This window comes from Simkania negevensis Z, from assembly GCF_000237205.1.
Classification (GTDB): domain Bacteria; phylum Chlamydiota; class Chlamydiia; order Chlamydiales; family Simkaniaceae; genus Simkania; species Simkania negevensis.
Window position 1 is genome coordinate 1,633,441 of record NC_015713.1, and the last position, 16,813, is coordinate 1,650,253.

Sequence of the window (16,813 nt, forward strand, 5' to 3'; positions counted from 1 at the left end):
GATTCAGGCAATTCCTTATGGGCTCATAAAGCAGGACAACGATGAAATACCTAAGACAAGGTGATCACATGTCCTAATCCGCGCAGCGCTCTTCAGCGATTTTTAGATACGCGTATAGAGCAACATCCCACTTTTTATCTGCTAGCGACTCGATCATGAGCTTGTGATAATTGGGATTCTTGGGAAGAGAACCTTTGAGGGTTTTCTCCATAAGAGCCGTTTTTTCTTGAAGCTCTTTCCGATGGAGTGTGTAGGGCAATCGGTAATCTTCATCTGCCGAACACTTTAAAAGACGCCCGAGTTCGGACACAGCTGTCTGTAGGTCCTCAGGAGAAGCACCCTCTTGAAAAGATGCGATAAATTTTTCAGCGAGGTTTTGAATGACAGGATCATGAGAATTCTCATAGCTTAAAATCTGCTTTTGCTCTTTCACGCTACTGAGTGCATTGAAGACATCTTGGGCAAAGAGACAGAGCTCATGCCCTTGTTTCTCTTCAGGTGTCGTATCGGCAAACATGGGAGCGCTTATGAGTGCTCCGGAAAGAAATAGAGCTTTAAAAAGTCCTTTCATCACTACCTACTCAAAAAATATCTATAACAAATTATACCCGATTAGTCAAAAATCATAAACTGAAAAAAAGTGACCTTCAGCAAGATTAAAAAAAATTTGTTGTATTTTAAAAATTCCTTTACATAAACTTCTTATGAAAATCTTGATCCTTAAGGAGTTTTAAGATGGCGAGCGATTTAAAAATTAAAGCAATAGATGGCACCCAAGGAACTTCCTCTGTAGAACCTCCAAAATTTTCCGTAGCCCAAGGCTTTACAGATCTTGAGAGCCTACTAAACCCTGGAAAAACCTATGATTACCCCTACCTTGAGGGAGGTAGAGTCCGACTAAATTCCTCAGATTTTAAGGCCGATGTCCTTGATGGAATGCATTATTTTTGCAATTTGCTTCCACACGATTCCTACTCAGACCATTTGACAACTTTTTCTACAAATACTGGGAATTTGCAAGCAGCTGCTAGTGCTTGCGAGAAAATTGCCACAAGCGGACCTCTATTGACACCTGCCGAGTTCGCAACTGCGATAAGAAAAACGTTAAGAGACGTTAACCTCACACTCTATACAAAACATGAAGCCATTCCTTTAAGAGTATATGGTCAACTCGTTGCTTGCCTGGTTTTTGTGAAAGCTCTCCCAAATCTTCCAGAAGACGTTTCAAAGTCTGCTGACATCCTGTTTGGTCATATACGAAATATTGAGATAACCAAAAATACAAATGCTATTTACTACCACATTCGAGATCATTTAAGTACGTATTTTCAAAAAGAGGGAAGTTGGACCAAAACTGGTAACACCCTTTACGGTTGGGTATTGGGATATCGAATCTAACTTGCCAGGAATGGGACCGGATTCGTAAGATGAAGTTATGAAACATTATGATGTATTGGTAATCGGGTCTGGTAGTGGAACCAAACTCGTCCGCCCTGTGGCAAAGTTAGGCAAGAAAGTTGCCATCGTTGAAAAAGGGCCCCTTGGAGGTACATGTCTCAATCGTGGCTGCATCCCCTCAAAAATGCTTATCCATACAGCGCAACTCTCTTCTCTCATTCAAGATTGTCAACGGTTTGAAATCTACGTTCATGGTGGGTATACAGTCGATTTCTCCCATTTAGTCGATCGAGTCTGCTCCACAATTGATAAAGAATCAGACAGCATTGCCCCTTATTATGACGACGAGCCTAATATCGACTATTACCGCGAAGAAGCTTCGTTTGTCGATGAAATGACTTTGCAAGTTGGAAGCGAAACTATTTCGGCCAATAAGATTTTTATCGCCGTAGGAGCTAGAGCTGCCGTCCCTAATATCCCAGGCTTGAAAGGAACTCCTTACATGACCTATCAAGAAGCACTGCGTCATCGCGAGCAACCTGAAAAATTGATTGTGCTCGGTGGGGGCTACATTGCAACAGAGCTCGGCTACTTCTACGCAGCAACCGGAACCAAAATTGAATTTTTGGTTCGTAGCAAACTCCTGCGCCATGAAGATGACGACGTCCGTGAAGCCTTTCAAGAAGCTTTTGCCAAACAAGTGAACTTGCGCATCAAATGCAATTTTCAAGAAGTTAAATATAACAAAGGCACTTTCTCTGTCCGGTATCTCGATGCAAATGGGCAAGAGCAAGTTGCAGAAGGAGATGCCCTTTTAGTTGCAACTGGGATTAAACCCTGGACCGACTCTCTCAACTTGTCGGCAACAAAAATCAAGTGTAACGAAAAAGGATTTGTTCTCGTCGATGACCACTTGCGCACGACTCAAAAAAACGTGTGGGCCCTTGGCGATTGCGTCGGAAATTACCTGTTCCGCCACTCTGCAAATTTTGAGGGAGAGTATTTGTTTCGCACCCTATTTGAAAACCCTTCGGATGAGCCGATTCACTACAAGGCTGTGCCCCACGCTGTGTTCACACACCCCGAAATCGCAGGGGTTGGGAAAACAGAGAAGGAGCTGAAAGAGGAGAATGTCGATTACATCGTGGGGAAGAATTCCTACGAGGACAGTGCTCGTGGAATGGCGCTCATGCCCAAAACGGGATTCGTCAAGCTTCTCTTTGAGAAAAACTCCCTTAAACTCCTAGGCGCTCAAATCATCGGAGAAGAAGCTTCGAACATGATTCACATGTTAATCGCCTTCATTCAAATGGACGCAACCTTACATGATCTTCTCAAAATGATCTATATCCACCCCGCTCTTCCCGAAATCGTCCGCAATGCAGCCCGTAAGGCATTTGAGATCCATAAAACCCAAAATCATTGATGACACGCCCTATTTAACCTCAGGTGAGTTAAACGCGGATACGCATGTCGAGAGGAACTCTCGCTGCTTTGAAAAAGGCCGTTTCAACGTCACTTCCTTGATAACACCCCACTGGGCGCTCTTTATGAATGATCTCTTCAAAAGCTTTTCTCATCTGGATTGAGCCTGCAGCTTCAATCCAGGATTGAAGAGATTTTTGGTCTTCACTTGAGTACGAGAGCTCTCCACGCATCGTAAAGTTGATCTGTATAATAGCTCTTTGAAATTTCGTATTTTGCTCAATTTTATCTCCTTCAATCGATCGGGTTCCGAAGTCGTAAAGGGCTAACTTAATAGCGGGATGAGATTTTCCCAATCGATGCAATTTTTCCAGTTTATCCCTCCAAAATTTGACCTCATCTTTGTGCAAGAGTAATACTTTCTGCTCTAACGTTCCAGATCTACTATCTTGAATGACAAGTGCTTTATATAGGGGCGTTTGACTTTCACTAAAGGGTTTGACAGGAGAAGCCCGTCTACCCAACATCCGATTATCTCTTTGCTGAGCAAAATTCTCGGTAACATACACTATTGATTCAAGTGAATCAGCCATAAAAGCAACCTCTTTTCTCAACTTCACAAAGTCTTGAAAAGTATAGATTGGAACAGCACCGGAGAGAGTCCAAGCATTTGGTTTATTTACTTGAAAGTAGCTCTCAGTGTTAAAAGGGTCTAAATCTACTGGCCACTTGTAAGGAGCATGGGTATCCTCTTTACGGTAATTCACTTTTGAAGCTGGAGCTGCTTTTTGACTCACATTGACATGGTTATCGGTGTCGACTTCTGTATGCTGGCTATTTTCACTTTCCTGTGCTTGATTCTGTGATTGATGAGCGTGTTGTCCCAAAAAGCGATCATGATCGAGAATGTTTTTCCCTTTCTTATAAACATGCACCTTTCCTGTAGAATAATTGAGTGGCACAGACTTTAACTCATTTTGAAGAGCCTGCTTTTCTTCCTCGGAAAAATACATACAGTCCGAAATAACACCAACTAGACCTTGGCAGAGATTTTTTAAGGCAACTTGTGGCTCTAACATCAAGTCAACATGGCCATACGTTTCAAATGGATCGATTTCGGTTTCAATGATGAACAAATCTTTGCTTTCCCGATGAATGGCGATTGTCTCTTCGATTGTTTTTGCAGAATCTCCTTTCACACGGACTGCTCGACTGACAATATCACTTAAAAGCTGGCTAGCAGCAAGTCGATATTGGGGATCAAGTTTCTTCGTTTCATTTTTAATCGCAAGCAAAATAATATCTCGGATTGTCAAAGTCGTGTCTGAGCTCTTTTCAAGCATTTTGCAAATCTTATGCTGAGCTCTTTTAGTCATCACAATGGAAACCCGTTGCTTTCCTCGTCTGGCTTCTCGCATACGATCATAAGCTTGAGCTAAATCAGTAAGGGTAATGTTTTCCCCAACTGTCAAAAATGCCTCGGCATCCTCGGCTTGTTTAATATCGGATCCCGTTGTTTGCGTATGAGTAAACAGAGAAATTCTCTTGCTCGGAAGAATAGTACTTTCACTTAGTGGAATGGTGTGGCTACTTCCTTTTTCAGCGATGACAAGGTTTTTATGTCTATCGTAAAAAACAACTCCTTGAAGCTCTGGGCGGTGTTCTTCAATATACCTTTGAAATTCTTCATTCACTTCTTCAGCACTCATGTTGTTACAAAGAGGGTCGAGATCTATTAAAGCAAGAGCTTTCGGATTTGTGTGGAAAAAGCGGTAAATTAACTCACGAAGGGCTGGTTTCGGATCACTTTCTTCAAGAACATGAACGGAAGTTGGACCTATTTTCTTCTCCATGATATGGATACTTTCCCCTTCTGTTCCTGCATGAGATAAAAGTTTTGTCAAGTAATGATAACAGCGCCAGTTTTTGGGAGTTCCTGTTCTAGAATACCGCTTTTTCCCAAACATTGAGTGAAAGTTCGCAAAGTTAGAAGACATGAATCGCTTGTAAAATTTGATGGTTGGAGCAATGAATTGCTCTGCATAAAGAGTCATGGCGCTATCACTTCGATTGAGCTTTTCCATAATTTTAGAAAGATCTTCTTTTTGCCATGTATCAATTTGATAGCCTGAGCAATGTAGAGCAAAGAAGCGGCCCGCACGGGTCTCTTGCTCATGTATCCCAAGCTTTTTTGATTCTGCTTTGGCTTGCTCATGTAAAAACTTAATAAGCTTTTCAAGTTGTTCCGCATTAAGACGTCTTTGGAATAAGCGCATGAGTGTTTTGATGTAACTGACGTCGGGACGTAAATCTGTTGAGTCCTCAAGGGGATCATCATTTCCATTTGCGGGTCTGCAATACTCACCATTCCCCTCTTTTGAGACGGTAAAGTCGACGTTAGTCAAACACTGGAGGGTATATTCTAAAAGAACCGTGACACACCCTTTTGCTTGCCCAATGGCCCTTTTGTGTGGGCTTTTTAAGACAAAATCAGGGATTGACGTTGCTTCGCCTTTCAAATATCTCACAAATTCACTCCGATGCTCTTCTCGAATTTCTAACATTTCTAAATGTGCAATCCGGTGTGCCAAAGTTGATTTAATCTTTTCTCGGAAGACTTCAGGTGGCAATTTTTCAGGTCGCTTTGATTTAAAGGTGATGAAATCTTTAAAGTCTGGGGTGGCTACAAGAAGTAGCATCACTTCGTTCATCATTTTAACTTCTTCAGACTGAAGAGTCAAAGCACTACCGAGAGGGTAATTTAAGATGTTACTTGTGGGATCGTCAAGCTTATGTTTTTCATCAGAGTTTTCGACTCCTAACTTATCAAGAAGTCGGAAGATCTCTCGATAGAGCGTGAGCCGTTTTTTCCATTCAGCAGTCCCATAGGTAAATTCAAACTTCCCATCGACATCTAGCATCTCTTCTAAATAGCGGAGTTCGAGAGCTTGCATATCTTTTTGGCGTGCATTCATGTGTTCACCGAAATGCACTGCTCTTTGAAGCACTTGGTGTAATCCCCAAAGTTGACGACTTGTCCAAGTCATAGAGCGATTGAACCGCAAAATACTCCCAATCTGTCCATAAGCCCTTTTCGTATTTTCAGTAAAAAGTGAAAAGTTAGAAGGAGCCACAGGATCGATCACAATATTGAAAACTAAGCTCTCTCCATCTGCAAAAACGCGATCGGAAATGGGTAATAAAAAGGTCTTTCCAGTTCCCATGATCTGTTCTAAAACGAGCATCTTATTGGGAGTCCAATGTTCGAGTAATAACCGGTCAAGTTGCTGGCTTTGCTTCGCTGTCTCGTAAAGCATGAATTCTAGAGCTACTTCATAAGCGAGTTTAGCACGTAAGACAAGTTCGGGAACTTCTTGACCTAAGTCATAGGCTGGGCGCCTTTTGAATTCCATTGCTAATGTTTCAAGGTTTTGAGTGTTTCCATCTTTAAGTTGATGGACGAGGTTGAAGAGCAAATTAAATCTTCTTCGAACTGTCAGATAGAGGTAAAGTCGTTTCTTGAGCTCAGGCCATTTATCAGGTCTTAACTCTGTTCTCCTAATGAACGCCTCATCATCGCAGTTTGTGAAAAGCTCGTAAATATGATCAAAACTAAGATGTTCTTCCCCAAGTTTTTGTCTTTGGAGCTTTTTGACAACATGAGCACCTTCTTCCTGATCTACAAGCGACTTTCCTCCATCAATAATTTTAACGATTTCATCCTCTTCTCTCTGAAGATGGGCAGCAAAGCCTTGAGTAAATTCACGAACGGTCGCAATAAAGTTTTGGGGATTTCTCCCTACTTTGAGTTCCACTTGAAGCCGCCGCTCAGCATCCCGATGATAAAAGTCTTTTAACCCGTTATTCACTTCATCAAATGCTGCTTTTAAAGTTTCATCATCTGAGGTCGTTTTAAAAACATCTACGGGATTCCAATCTATTGGCAAAGGCTTCATTTCAGCATTGAAATATTCATCAAAGAGTTGATCAAACGCCCGGTTGATTTGAGCATCCATTCTCTTGATGTCGTTGACAATGCCTCTTTCTAACCATTCTTTTTTTAATTCGCTACGTCCTCGAGAAGTGACAGTTTCACTCAAAGTTATTTCTCTTTGGTTTTCATGCTGAACTCCTCGATGAACAGTCACTCCTCTACCAACCCAAGGAAGGAAGCTAAATCCCCAAGCGAGCCACTCATATTCGGGAAAGAGACTCCCAACTACAACATCTCCAAATTGAGCCCCCACACGAAGGCCTCGATGTAAAATTTGCCCCTCTCCTTGACCAACTTCACGTGCGAGGGAAATGAGTTCTTTTCCAAAACGTGCAAGACGGAGCGGATAGGGAAGTAAAAATCCAGGAGTGTAATGGAAAATTGTATCAAGAGTTTTTGGAGCCGCTTTGATCACCTTTGAAACAGCTCCTGAGCTTAAAACACGTTTCGAATAACGGGCTTTGCAGCAAACAGAAATGAGCTCATACTGAATGAAGTTTTCAAAAGCCTTTCTCTCTATTTCTGTTGCGATTGATCCTTGCCGCTGTCTTGCTGCCACAATTGTTTCAAGTCGACTAGCTGACGGGAAATGATAGTAAGTTGAACCTGTGCTCACCACTTGCAGAATTTCCCGCTTTAACGACGCTTCCGTCGAATCATTTCCATGCATGAATTCCAGTGCGCGGAGAAGTTCGTGTCGTTTTTGGTTAAACAAGTCTCTATTCATTCCCCGTCCACGCTCATTCTTTGCTAAACGATAGTAGAGGGGAAAATAGCGGTTTAATGTTGCTCGATCCAACTCCCAAACAGCTGTAGGAAGAGAGTTTAAATCTGGAAAAACTTCCATATTAGAGTAAAAACTATTTATTTCAACTGGACTGATCATGTCTCTCAAAAAAGCACTGCTTTTCGCTTGCTCAACAAGATGAATCACCTCACCTAAAGCACCTTTACCTTTACCTTCAAGCTTTTGATCAGGCCCTACTGTATCAAAAACTGATTGAATCGCTTGCAGAACTAATCCTCGGCTCATTGAACTCGTTTTAGACTCTTTATCTAGCTGCAAACGGAGTTCGTGATAACGCTCTGCGACTTCTGGTGTGAACAAAAAGGAGTTTGCTAGATTTTCAACCCCAATTTTCTGACTTAGAGTCTCAAGTGGCTGTGGCAGTGTCTTTCCTACATACTTGAGATAAAACTTGCGGTTTGTTTGCCCCATTCCAGAAAGAAGAAAAAGCTCTTGGTATTCATTGAGCGTCGGTGGAAGACCGGCTTTGACTGCTGCCACGTATTCAGAGTACTTAACCTGCAGCAAAATCCATTGAAGGAGTCGGGTCACTTCGGATGAACTTTTTGGCAGAGTCACTTTGCCGGTTTCTTCACTATGTTGGATGAGACGGTTTTCAACCTGGATTGCTCCCAAGCGGAGTGCCATTTCTCGAGAAAAACGGTCCGTTGAACAAAGGAGTGGAAGGTACATCAATTCAAAAATTCCGTAGATTTCCTTTGGGAAAGGATGTTTTCTTCCATAATTTTCAAGTTCAGAAAAGTAACGCAAGCTCGCTTCTCTATCTCCTTTGATGAAATTGAATAAAGCAAGATACGCAAACCCCATCGGATCCGAGGTCATTAAGTTTCCATTTTCATCTAAATCAAAAGAGAGAAGCTCTTTTTGGTTTTCCATGATGTCTGGAGTAAAACTATTGATATATTGCTCTATCAGAGGAGAAGTCTGAATCTTTCCAATATTGCCAAGAATGAATTCCGACATAAGTGATTTCAGAGGTTTTGCGGTTATGTAGACCTTTTTTTTCCCTCTTGTATTCTCTAGGAGAAGGTACTGACCATATTTCAGTAAATGTTCATCTCTTTGCTTCTTCGAGATGAAGTATCCGGTCGCATCTCCTAATGCCATCGCTCGCATTTGACCCGCGTGCTCTCTGACTTCGAATCTAAGTCCTTTATTGGGAAATTCGATAAACGCGAGCTGATCAGGATGAGTTGCATGAGCATATGCTTTGATTTCTTTTTCATCTTCGAACCAACTGAGTAATGCAAGACCATGTGCATCCTGCGCAAGATTCACTTCTCGGACTAAAACACCATCGATGAGTTTTCGATTCCAACGCACTTCAAAAAGAGGATTTCCGTTTGCATCTTTAGATTCCTTAACAGGACGTCTCCATAGCTTTTCATTTTTTTTCATGCAAAGTAGATGACGACCTCTTCCAAAACGGGGCCGTTCTAACCAAAGTTCTTCTTCAAGAGGGAGATCGAAAGGCTTGTCTGATTGGAGCAACTCTTGACGCTCACGTGGAAGAAATTCATAATCAATTCCAGCAAACTGTCGATAGATTACGCAAGGAGCCTTTCCCTGATATGACCCCTTAGGAAATTCGATGATGACTTTTTTACTAGGGAAACTAAAACTCCTTTTAGATAGCTGTATTCCCATCCCTAAATCTGGAACCACTTCTTCGGCTCTTTGCTTTGCAATTTCAAGAGAAATTGCATGGGCCGCCTGTGTTTTTTGTGTGAGATCAAGTGTGATTCTTCCATTTGAATAAATGGGATAGGTTCCTTCCCAAATATCTTCTTCTTCTACCATCGTGCTCATTCCTACATCGCGCAAAATACTTTCAATCACATTTTTGCGAAGAGTAGGGTTTGTTTTGATTGCCTCTTTAATGTAAGGCTCCCAAAGGTAAAGCACCTCATCGGACTTGACCATGATATCAGGTTTTTCTCTAGACCTAAAGCCACTGAGAGGTAATGAGGTGTAGACAAGACGCGCAATATCCTCAATGGCTTGATTTCTCTCTTCTTCAAAAGCCTTATTTGGATCTATCGATCCGTAAGTGAGAATAAGATGCTGATAGCTCAGAACGATTAAATCGATTTCTTTTTCGCGATGCTTCCATATCCGTTTTTCTGCCGAAAGGGTTCTCAAATGGGGAATCAATCTGTACCGAATGAAAGCGCAAAAATCTGGGAAAGTATCTACTGGAACAATCCCCATCGCAAGACGCAGTTCTTGTCCAATCTTCGTTAAATACAGGCAGCTTTCCACGTCTCCTTGCTTCTCAAAATGCTCAAGAGCCTCTTTAAAAAACTGCCCCATCATCTCTGGCAAGTTAGACCTTTGCTTCATTTGACATTGAAGAGCACCTAACCGGTTGATTAAAAGATCGAATAAAAATCTGAAACGTGGTTCTCTTAACCGTCCCATAGAGCGATTAAAGAATCCTAAAACTTGCATCACCTGATCTTCTTTATCGCTATTGATCAGCTCAAGTAATCTTATTTCTTGAAGGGAAAGATCCTGAAATTTTAAGGGATCTTGTGCCATGACCTGATTCACAGAACGATCTTTCAGACGTTGCAGTAACCCTTGATAATCGAAATCAAAATTTCGATTCCCCTCCCCACTCAAAGAGTGCTCAACACCTCTTTTCTGAATGCGATCCACAATGCCCACGCGATGCCTAGACTTAAAATCAATTGTTGGCATGCTGCGTGAAAAGGATTGTTGTCTTAGAATTCCACCTGTGCACTTATGAAAACAAGTTCTTACATTGTCAAAAAGCCACCATGAACTATCTTGTTTATTAGTAGGCTCTGACCTGGGACAAAACTCTGAAGTTCCTACGCAATTACGAGCTAAGTAATCCATTTCTCGGAGCATGGAAAAAGCTTCGGGAAGTGGGTAACCTTCACTTCCTTTTGGATTAGAAAAAAGAGTCTTAAACTGCTCCCAACTTTCGACATTTGGCTTCACGCCACACCCTCGAAGCCGTCTTTGAACTTGAGGATCTCTGAGAAGTTTTTGGTAATAGAGCCCTTCTTTAGAGCGGTTAAAACCAAGATAAGAGGTCTGCCCATCATTAGACATAAAAGCAGGTGTATAAAACCTTTCTCCACGGCCATCATAATTAAAAAGGCAATCTTTTCGACGGCAATCTATTTCTTTTTCTGTGTACACTTTCTCAATGTTAAATCCAAAATAGCGGGCTGTATGAGTGAGTTGGGAATAAGTCTCATGTCGAATCACACGAATCGCGGGACTTTGCAACCAAACCCCTAAATCACACCCATTTGCTTGAAGTTCCGGCGGCAATTGTGCTTCATCCGATCGCCGTGCTAAATGGTCCATAAGTGCATAGGCAGTATACAACGTTGTGACCACTTCGGAATATTCTTCTGGTGAGAGATCAGAGATGATAACGTCTGACATTGAATGAATCACTTGCTGAAGCAAAGACATCGTCTCAATTGGATCCACTTCATTCCACATGTCCGTTTCATCAGGAAGCTTCAGATTGCGAAATTGTCGATTGATATAGAGAAGCCGTTGGTAATTTCTATCGTCAGGAGATCTTCCGAGTCCTTGATCTTCCCCGAGAACTGTCGCTTCTAACATCCATTTAGAAAGCTCTTCTTTTAGGTTTTCTTTTGTCACGAGCATGCGATACGGACGAGGCAATTCACTTGTCGAACCATAAGCAGAAATTTTCCTTCCAAGCCCTGGCCTAAGTGGATCAGTCTCTCGCTCTGAAGTCCCTGTCTCAGCCTCTTTCTGTGGCTTGAGCCGGAGATGTCCTATTTCGTTTTTTCCATAGGGAATTTCATATGAAATTTCTCCTGATCGACTCACCTTCTGGCTCCAGTTTCTCGCTTGGATCGAAAGCTGAGTTGCCTTTTCACCGCCAAGTAAAAGGCGAACAAGAATACGAACCACCACAAAGATGAGACGTCTTTTGACATATACGATCGCTTCTCTAACTAGGCGATAAAATGCGCGAAGGCTTTGATAGACAGGTTCTGGGAGAACAGGTTTCAGAAAGCTTGGGCCAAAACATGCAATCAGTTTTGAAAGAGTTCCAATGCTCATCGAAGTGTAACCCACAATCGAGGGAAAATAGGCTAAGATCAAAAATTCAATAATGCGCGAAGCTAAACTCACCTCGAAAATATCAGACATAATTTTCGAAACTCCAAAAAACAAGCGGACAAAGTGGAAGAGTGAAAATCGAAAATTCTTCAGCTGTGTGATTGTTTTTTGGACCCCAGCCCAAGTATAGAGATTGTCATTTGCACGCTTAGATCGCATCGCATTCATTTCATCATCGGTCAATGTCGGGAGAATATCTCTAAAAGAGAGATCAACCACTTCTTCGATATCAGCTCCATAAACAACCATGAGAGCTTCTTTGATAAGTGACAGATGAGCAGGAGCCACTCCAATGGCCAACGTCAAGGTTTTAAGCATCTCTTGCAGATCAGGAGGAATAGTCACAGACGAAGCAGTTTTAGATATAGGTTTTTCAATGTTAAGAGTTTGTTCTGCTTCCCAAATGGTTGCATAGAGTGCTTTGAGTTCATTTACAGATAGCATTTCCTTGCGGTAAAGCTCGATCCCCAAATTTGAAAGCTCTGAAATGGCCACACGAAAACGTTCTGCTTCCTGAGAATGCTCCTGGAAATAATTTGGATCATCTACCACATGTCCCCACATACGGATGAAAGCTTGTAATCGCATCTCATAGGCATATTTTTTCTCAAACTCATTTTGTGGAGTCTCTAAGTGGTGTTGGAGATAATGCAGGAGATACTTCCAAGTTCCTTCTCCTCGCAGCTGATCTGATGAGATGAGCGTCTTTTCTGTTGGAGAATCAGGATCTTTTTTTAATGTCGCAAGCAGCCCCTCATGAATGTGCTGAACGGTAAAACTATGAGACTTGTCCCACTCAGGTAAAGCTCGATACGAAAGAAGAGTATAGAAAAATGCTTCATCAAAATTCTCGAGGTCGAGATCAGAATATTCAAGAGGTAAGACAATTCCTTGCTTTCCCTTCAACTTTACCGTTTGGATGGGCTTGTGCTGGTGCTCCCTGCGCAAAAAGGCGCAACTTCATCTTGCCATTGGATTGCTTTTCAAACTCAAACCAAACAGCTTCTTCCTCGCCTTTCGGGAGTCCCAATGATCCTAAAATCGGCTTGGCTGCAGGAGGAAGATTCGCTGCAAGGAGTTCATTTATGGATTCCATTTGAGCATCGATGACATGACGACTGCTTCGAAGTGCATCCAAGAGAGATTCTTGAATCACTTTTTCAATCCCTTTTTCTTTGAGTTTTACCCAAATCTGCTCTCCCAATCTCTCACCACCATCTGGAGCAGGAGGACCTAAGAGAATTTCTTCTAGGTCTTGCTTCAAACTACTCTTGATGCCAGACAAAAGAGCTTCGGGCAAAACCGCTTCTGTCATTCTTCCTACTTTATGGAGATAGTTTCGGATTCCCTCTTCAATTTTTTTCCGAACCCCAGGAGCTTCTTCTTTCGCACCCCAAATCGCATTTTTGAGCTTTAATGAAAGGCTCTGAATCACCTCATCTGAATTTCTTCCAATTAAAAGTTGGTGAAGATCTTTGGGCAAAAACTCTGAAAAAAGCGTATCGACAAGAGGACATTCTAAAGCTTTTCCATTCCGAACCCCTCCAAGTGTAAGGTAGGAACGCCCCGTTTCAAGCCCTCTGATTTCTTGAGACATCTGCTGAGCTAAGCTTTTAAGCATCTTCTTTTGCTCAGAAAAAGGGGTCTCCTTAGCTCCACTCACTTGCAAACGAAATTCGGCATCCCTTCTAACAGCATCATCTAGTGCCATTAGAAATGTGCTTCGCATAAGAGTTTCAGGCAAAAAGCTCTTAATAAAAGCAATGACTTTAGGTAAAGACTCTGCTTGATACGTCCCCATGCCATGAAAAACAGCATCGAAAACTTCGGCATCAATTGGGGGTGCTGACGAGGATCTTCTTAACAAGGAGAGAGCTTTGAGCTCATCTTTACTCGATAAAAACGTTGAAACATCAGAAACTGAAGACTGCGATCGCATCTCTGCAAGGAGTCGACCGACATCTTGTGAAGGTTCTCTCTCCACTTGTTGTCTTGCCGGCCTATCACCACGAAGTGCTTGCAACCCGACTTCCACAGCCTTTTTCAACCGGTAAGTATAAAAATGCTTTGAAAAATAGTTGTAAGCACGTTTTCCTTCAGCTTCTATTCCTGAAGTAACAAAATGAATCGCCCCCTTAATTCCTCCAAGAATTGCAAAAAAATTGGAAAGCGCAATGCTTTGGTCCATTTCTTTCATCTTGTCAGGTCTCAAAACTGTAACATTTTTTGAAGGAAAAAGAGAAACAGCCTCCCTTGAGCCCGTATAAGGTAGACTTTTTCTCCCCGCAGAAAGAGGGGTAAACGAAGCTAAATAGTTTAAGAAATCGCCTATCGCCATAAAAATGGGTATTCTACTTAATCTCGTGGCGAATTATCATTAACTACTCAATAAATTGCAATAATAATCGAATTTTAAATAAAAAGAAATAATAAATTATTTAATATTTATGAAATAAAAAAGGAGGAAGAATCCTCCTTTTAAACTGAAACAAAAAAATCCTTAACTCAAATAATTAGTAATGCCTGATTGGCAAACGGGCAAGCGCAACTCCATAAGATTGGCTGAACGAGCTGCGAGCCTCTGCAAAAAGTTCCCTTAATGAGGCATTTCCCGTCTTCTGAATCACCTCATATGTGGCTTTTCTCAAACGAGCTGAGACTTGTGCCATTTTCTTGACATCTCCAGGTGTCATCGCGTGCCTGCTAGCCACCTCAAAAAGTTTCATAAAAGACTTTAAAACCTCTCCAAAAAGATGGGCCTCACATGATGTCGGCTTATTTGTTGAAACTGGATGTACCATCAAACCTCCTACTACTTTCGATCAGGGCTGACTGCCCCGTCGGATTCCAATATAGCGAAATCTGACTTATTAAGTAAGCTTAAAATAATATTTCGCATTATTATAATTTAGTATAATTAGTAAATTATGAAGGTTAAAATTTTATCTCTTTATTTTATCTATTTTCTTGATCTCATGGGGCTCGTCTTTGTCTATGTCGTCCTCTCCCCTCTCATTGTCAATTCCTCTTCCATGCTCCCTGAAAGCACGTCCCTTTCTACTCGAAATGTGATTGTTGGTCTTCTCTTTGCTACCTATCCCCTTGCCCAGTTTTTTGCCGCCCCAATTTTAGGAGACCTTTCAGACCGTTTTGGCCGTCGTATTATTCTTCTCCTTTCGTCTTTTGGAACAGCCCTCTCGCTCACCCTTTCTGGAATCTCGATTTTAACTTTCAATCTACCCCTCCTTTTCATCAGCCGCTTTACTTCCGGTCTCTTTGCAGGAAACCTCACTGTTGCTCAAGCAACAGTCTCAGAGTCTGTTCCTAGTGATCGCCAAGAGCATTACATGTCTCTCTTCTCAGCTGTCGGAGGCATGTCCTGGACACTCGGCCCGTTTATTGCAGCATTTTTATCGGATCACCGGCTACTCCCTTTCTTTAACTACGCCACCCCTTTTTGGTTTTTGACAATTTGTATGTTTCTCGCCTTTTTTCTCATTTATTGGAAAGTCTCAGAAACACGGACAGGACCCACAAGCAAAAAACTAAAGCTCCATAAAGTTGCCAGTAACCTTCTTTCAGTTTTTCGGATCCAATCGGTTACAGTCCCTTTCATCGCCTCACTGATTACGATCTTTGCTTGGATGATGTATCAAGGATTTTTAGCTCCCTATCTCATCGAAAAATTCCATTTCACAGAAGAATGGGAAGGATATGCTTATGCCGTTTCATCGCTTTTTTGGATGTTTGGTGGATTTTTGACAGCCCATTTCCTGAGGCGAACACCTGCAACAAAGCTCATCATGATCCCTCTCGTCCTTTCTGGAGTGAGCGTATTTTGTTATCTCTTCACCTTCCACCCCTATATCATCTGGCCCTTGCTTGCAATTGCCAATCTCACCCAGGCCATGGTCACAGCTTGTTTTTTTGGAATTTTTGCCCGCTTTGTCCCCCCTGAAAGCCACGGAAAAATCTTTGGATCCTGGAATGCAGGCTTTGCCTTAGCATCAACGCTTGGTCCCTTTCTCTCCGGTATCTTTGTTCGGTTCCAAATCAACCTACCCTACCTTCTCGCGTCGTTCATCATGATTGCAACAGCTTTCTATTATATCACTTGGTTTAAGCGAAGCAAAGCTATCCGTTGATTTTTTCACAATTTTATTGACCGACCGACGGTCAATATTCTAACATCTCAACCAAAACAAAGGATATCCCCTATGAAATTCACTCTTACTTACCACCCCATGATTTTCTATCTCATTACAATTTTGTTCTCTTTAGCTTGCACCCCTTTTGTTGCCTACTTCAGCAACCGTGGTCAAAATGACAAAGTGATCCTTCTTCTCTGCCTCACATTGTTCTTGCCCTGTCTCACAGCAATTGCCCTGACTTATTTCTCAGGAAATAAGGAAATGATTCAAGACCTTTGGTCACGACTCATCCTCGTTAAAATCCAACCGATTTATCTTATGATCATCATTTTGTTCATGCCATGTCTTACGCTTCTTGCCACAGGGATATCTTTAGCTTTTGGCTACTCTAGCGAGCAGTTTTTCCTCGCTAAAAGCCTCAGTGTGATGAAAGGCTGGAGTATCCTTGGGATATTTGTTCCCTTGGTATTAGCTCCTTTGATTGAAGAGTTTGGGTGGCGAGGATATGGGGTCGATAGCCTCAGATCACATTTTAATCTTTTTGTAACCTCGGTCTTATTTGGAACTCTATGGGCTCTTTGGCATCTCCCTCTTTTCTTTGTCAAAGGTTGTTACCAAAACCAACTTTTTCAGCTAGGCCCGATCTATGTTTTAAATTTCTTCTTAAGTGTCTTTGTCATTGCATTTATCATGAATTGGATCTTCTACCAAACTGGCCGAAGTATTCCCGCTCTTATTTTATTCCATTCAATGATTAACCTTTCCGCAATGCTATTTAGAACAGAGCCTCTGACAAAGTGCATTGCAACTGTGTTGCTCTGCCTTGTGCTGGCCTTTATTGTTATTCAAAACAAAGCTATTTTTTTCGAAAAGCGTTTCTTTGCTTAATCAAAT

General features: G+C 41.9%; 8 protein-coding genes. 4 read left to right on the forward strand and 4 right to left on the reverse strand.

The features are described from left to right. Positions 1–73: 73 nt before the first annotated feature. Complete coding sequence (locus SNE_RS08090; protein WP_013943911.1) at positions 74–571, reverse strand: hypothetical protein; 498 nt, start codon at positions 569–571, stop codon at positions 74–76. Between the two features lie 164 nt (positions 572–735). On the opposite strand from SNE_RS08090, the gene SNE_RS08095 reads away from it, so the two are divergent. Next, entirely contained in the window at positions 736–1,398 is a 663-nt protein-coding gene (locus tag SNE_RS08095; protein WP_013943912.1) for a hypothetical protein, read from the forward strand. Positions 1,399–1,435: 37 nt separating this feature from the next. Further along, on the forward strand, positions 1,436–2,824 hold the full coding sequence (locus tag SNE_RS08100; protein ID WP_013943913.1) for a dihydrolipoyl dehydrogenase: 1,389 nt from the start codon (positions 1,436–1,438) through the stop codon (positions 2,822–2,824). 28 nt (positions 2,825–2,852) lie between these two features. Here the strand turns inward: SNE_RS08100 and SNE_RS08105 are convergent, their stop codons facing one another. The 3 genes from SNE_RS08105 to SNE_RS08115 all read right to left on the reverse strand — a co-directional run bounded on the left by SNE_RS08105 (position 2,853) and on the right by SNE_RS08115 (position 14,569). Continuing rightward, a complete protein-coding gene (locus SNE_RS08105; RefSeq protein ID WP_158307228.1) occupies positions 2,853–12,716 on the reverse strand; it encodes a hypothetical protein in 9,864 nt (3,287 codons plus the stop codon). Continuing rightward, positions 12,640–14,106, reverse strand: coding sequence for a hypothetical protein (locus SNE_RS08110; RefSeq protein ID WP_013943915.1), 1,467 nt, complete (start codon positions 14,104–14,106; stop codon positions 12,640–12,642). The genes SNE_RS08105 and SNE_RS08110 overlap by 77 nt, the downstream gene beginning before the upstream one ends. Positions 14,107–14,281: 175 nt before the next feature. Next, a complete protein-coding gene (locus SNE_RS08115) occupies positions 14,282–14,569 on the reverse strand; it encodes a hypothetical protein (protein WP_013943916.1) in 288 nt (95 codons plus the stop codon). A 126-nt stretch (positions 14,570–14,695) separates the two neighbouring features. Here SNE_RS08115 and SNE_RS08120 point away from each other — a divergent pair, with 126 nt between their 5' ends. Together SNE_RS08120 and SNE_RS08125 are read left to right on the forward strand one after the other, a co-directional pair. Beyond that, a complete protein-coding gene (locus tag SNE_RS08120; RefSeq protein WP_013943917.1) occupies positions 14,696–15,913 on the forward strand; it encodes an MFS transporter in 1,218 nt (405 codons plus the stop codon). A gap of 72 nt (positions 15,914–15,985) precedes the next feature. Continuing rightward, a complete protein-coding gene (locus tag SNE_RS08125; protein WP_013943918.1) occupies positions 15,986–16,807 on the forward strand; it encodes a CPBP family intramembrane glutamic endopeptidase in 822 nt (273 codons plus the stop codon). The last annotated feature ends 6 nt before the right edge of the window (positions 16,808–16,813 follow it).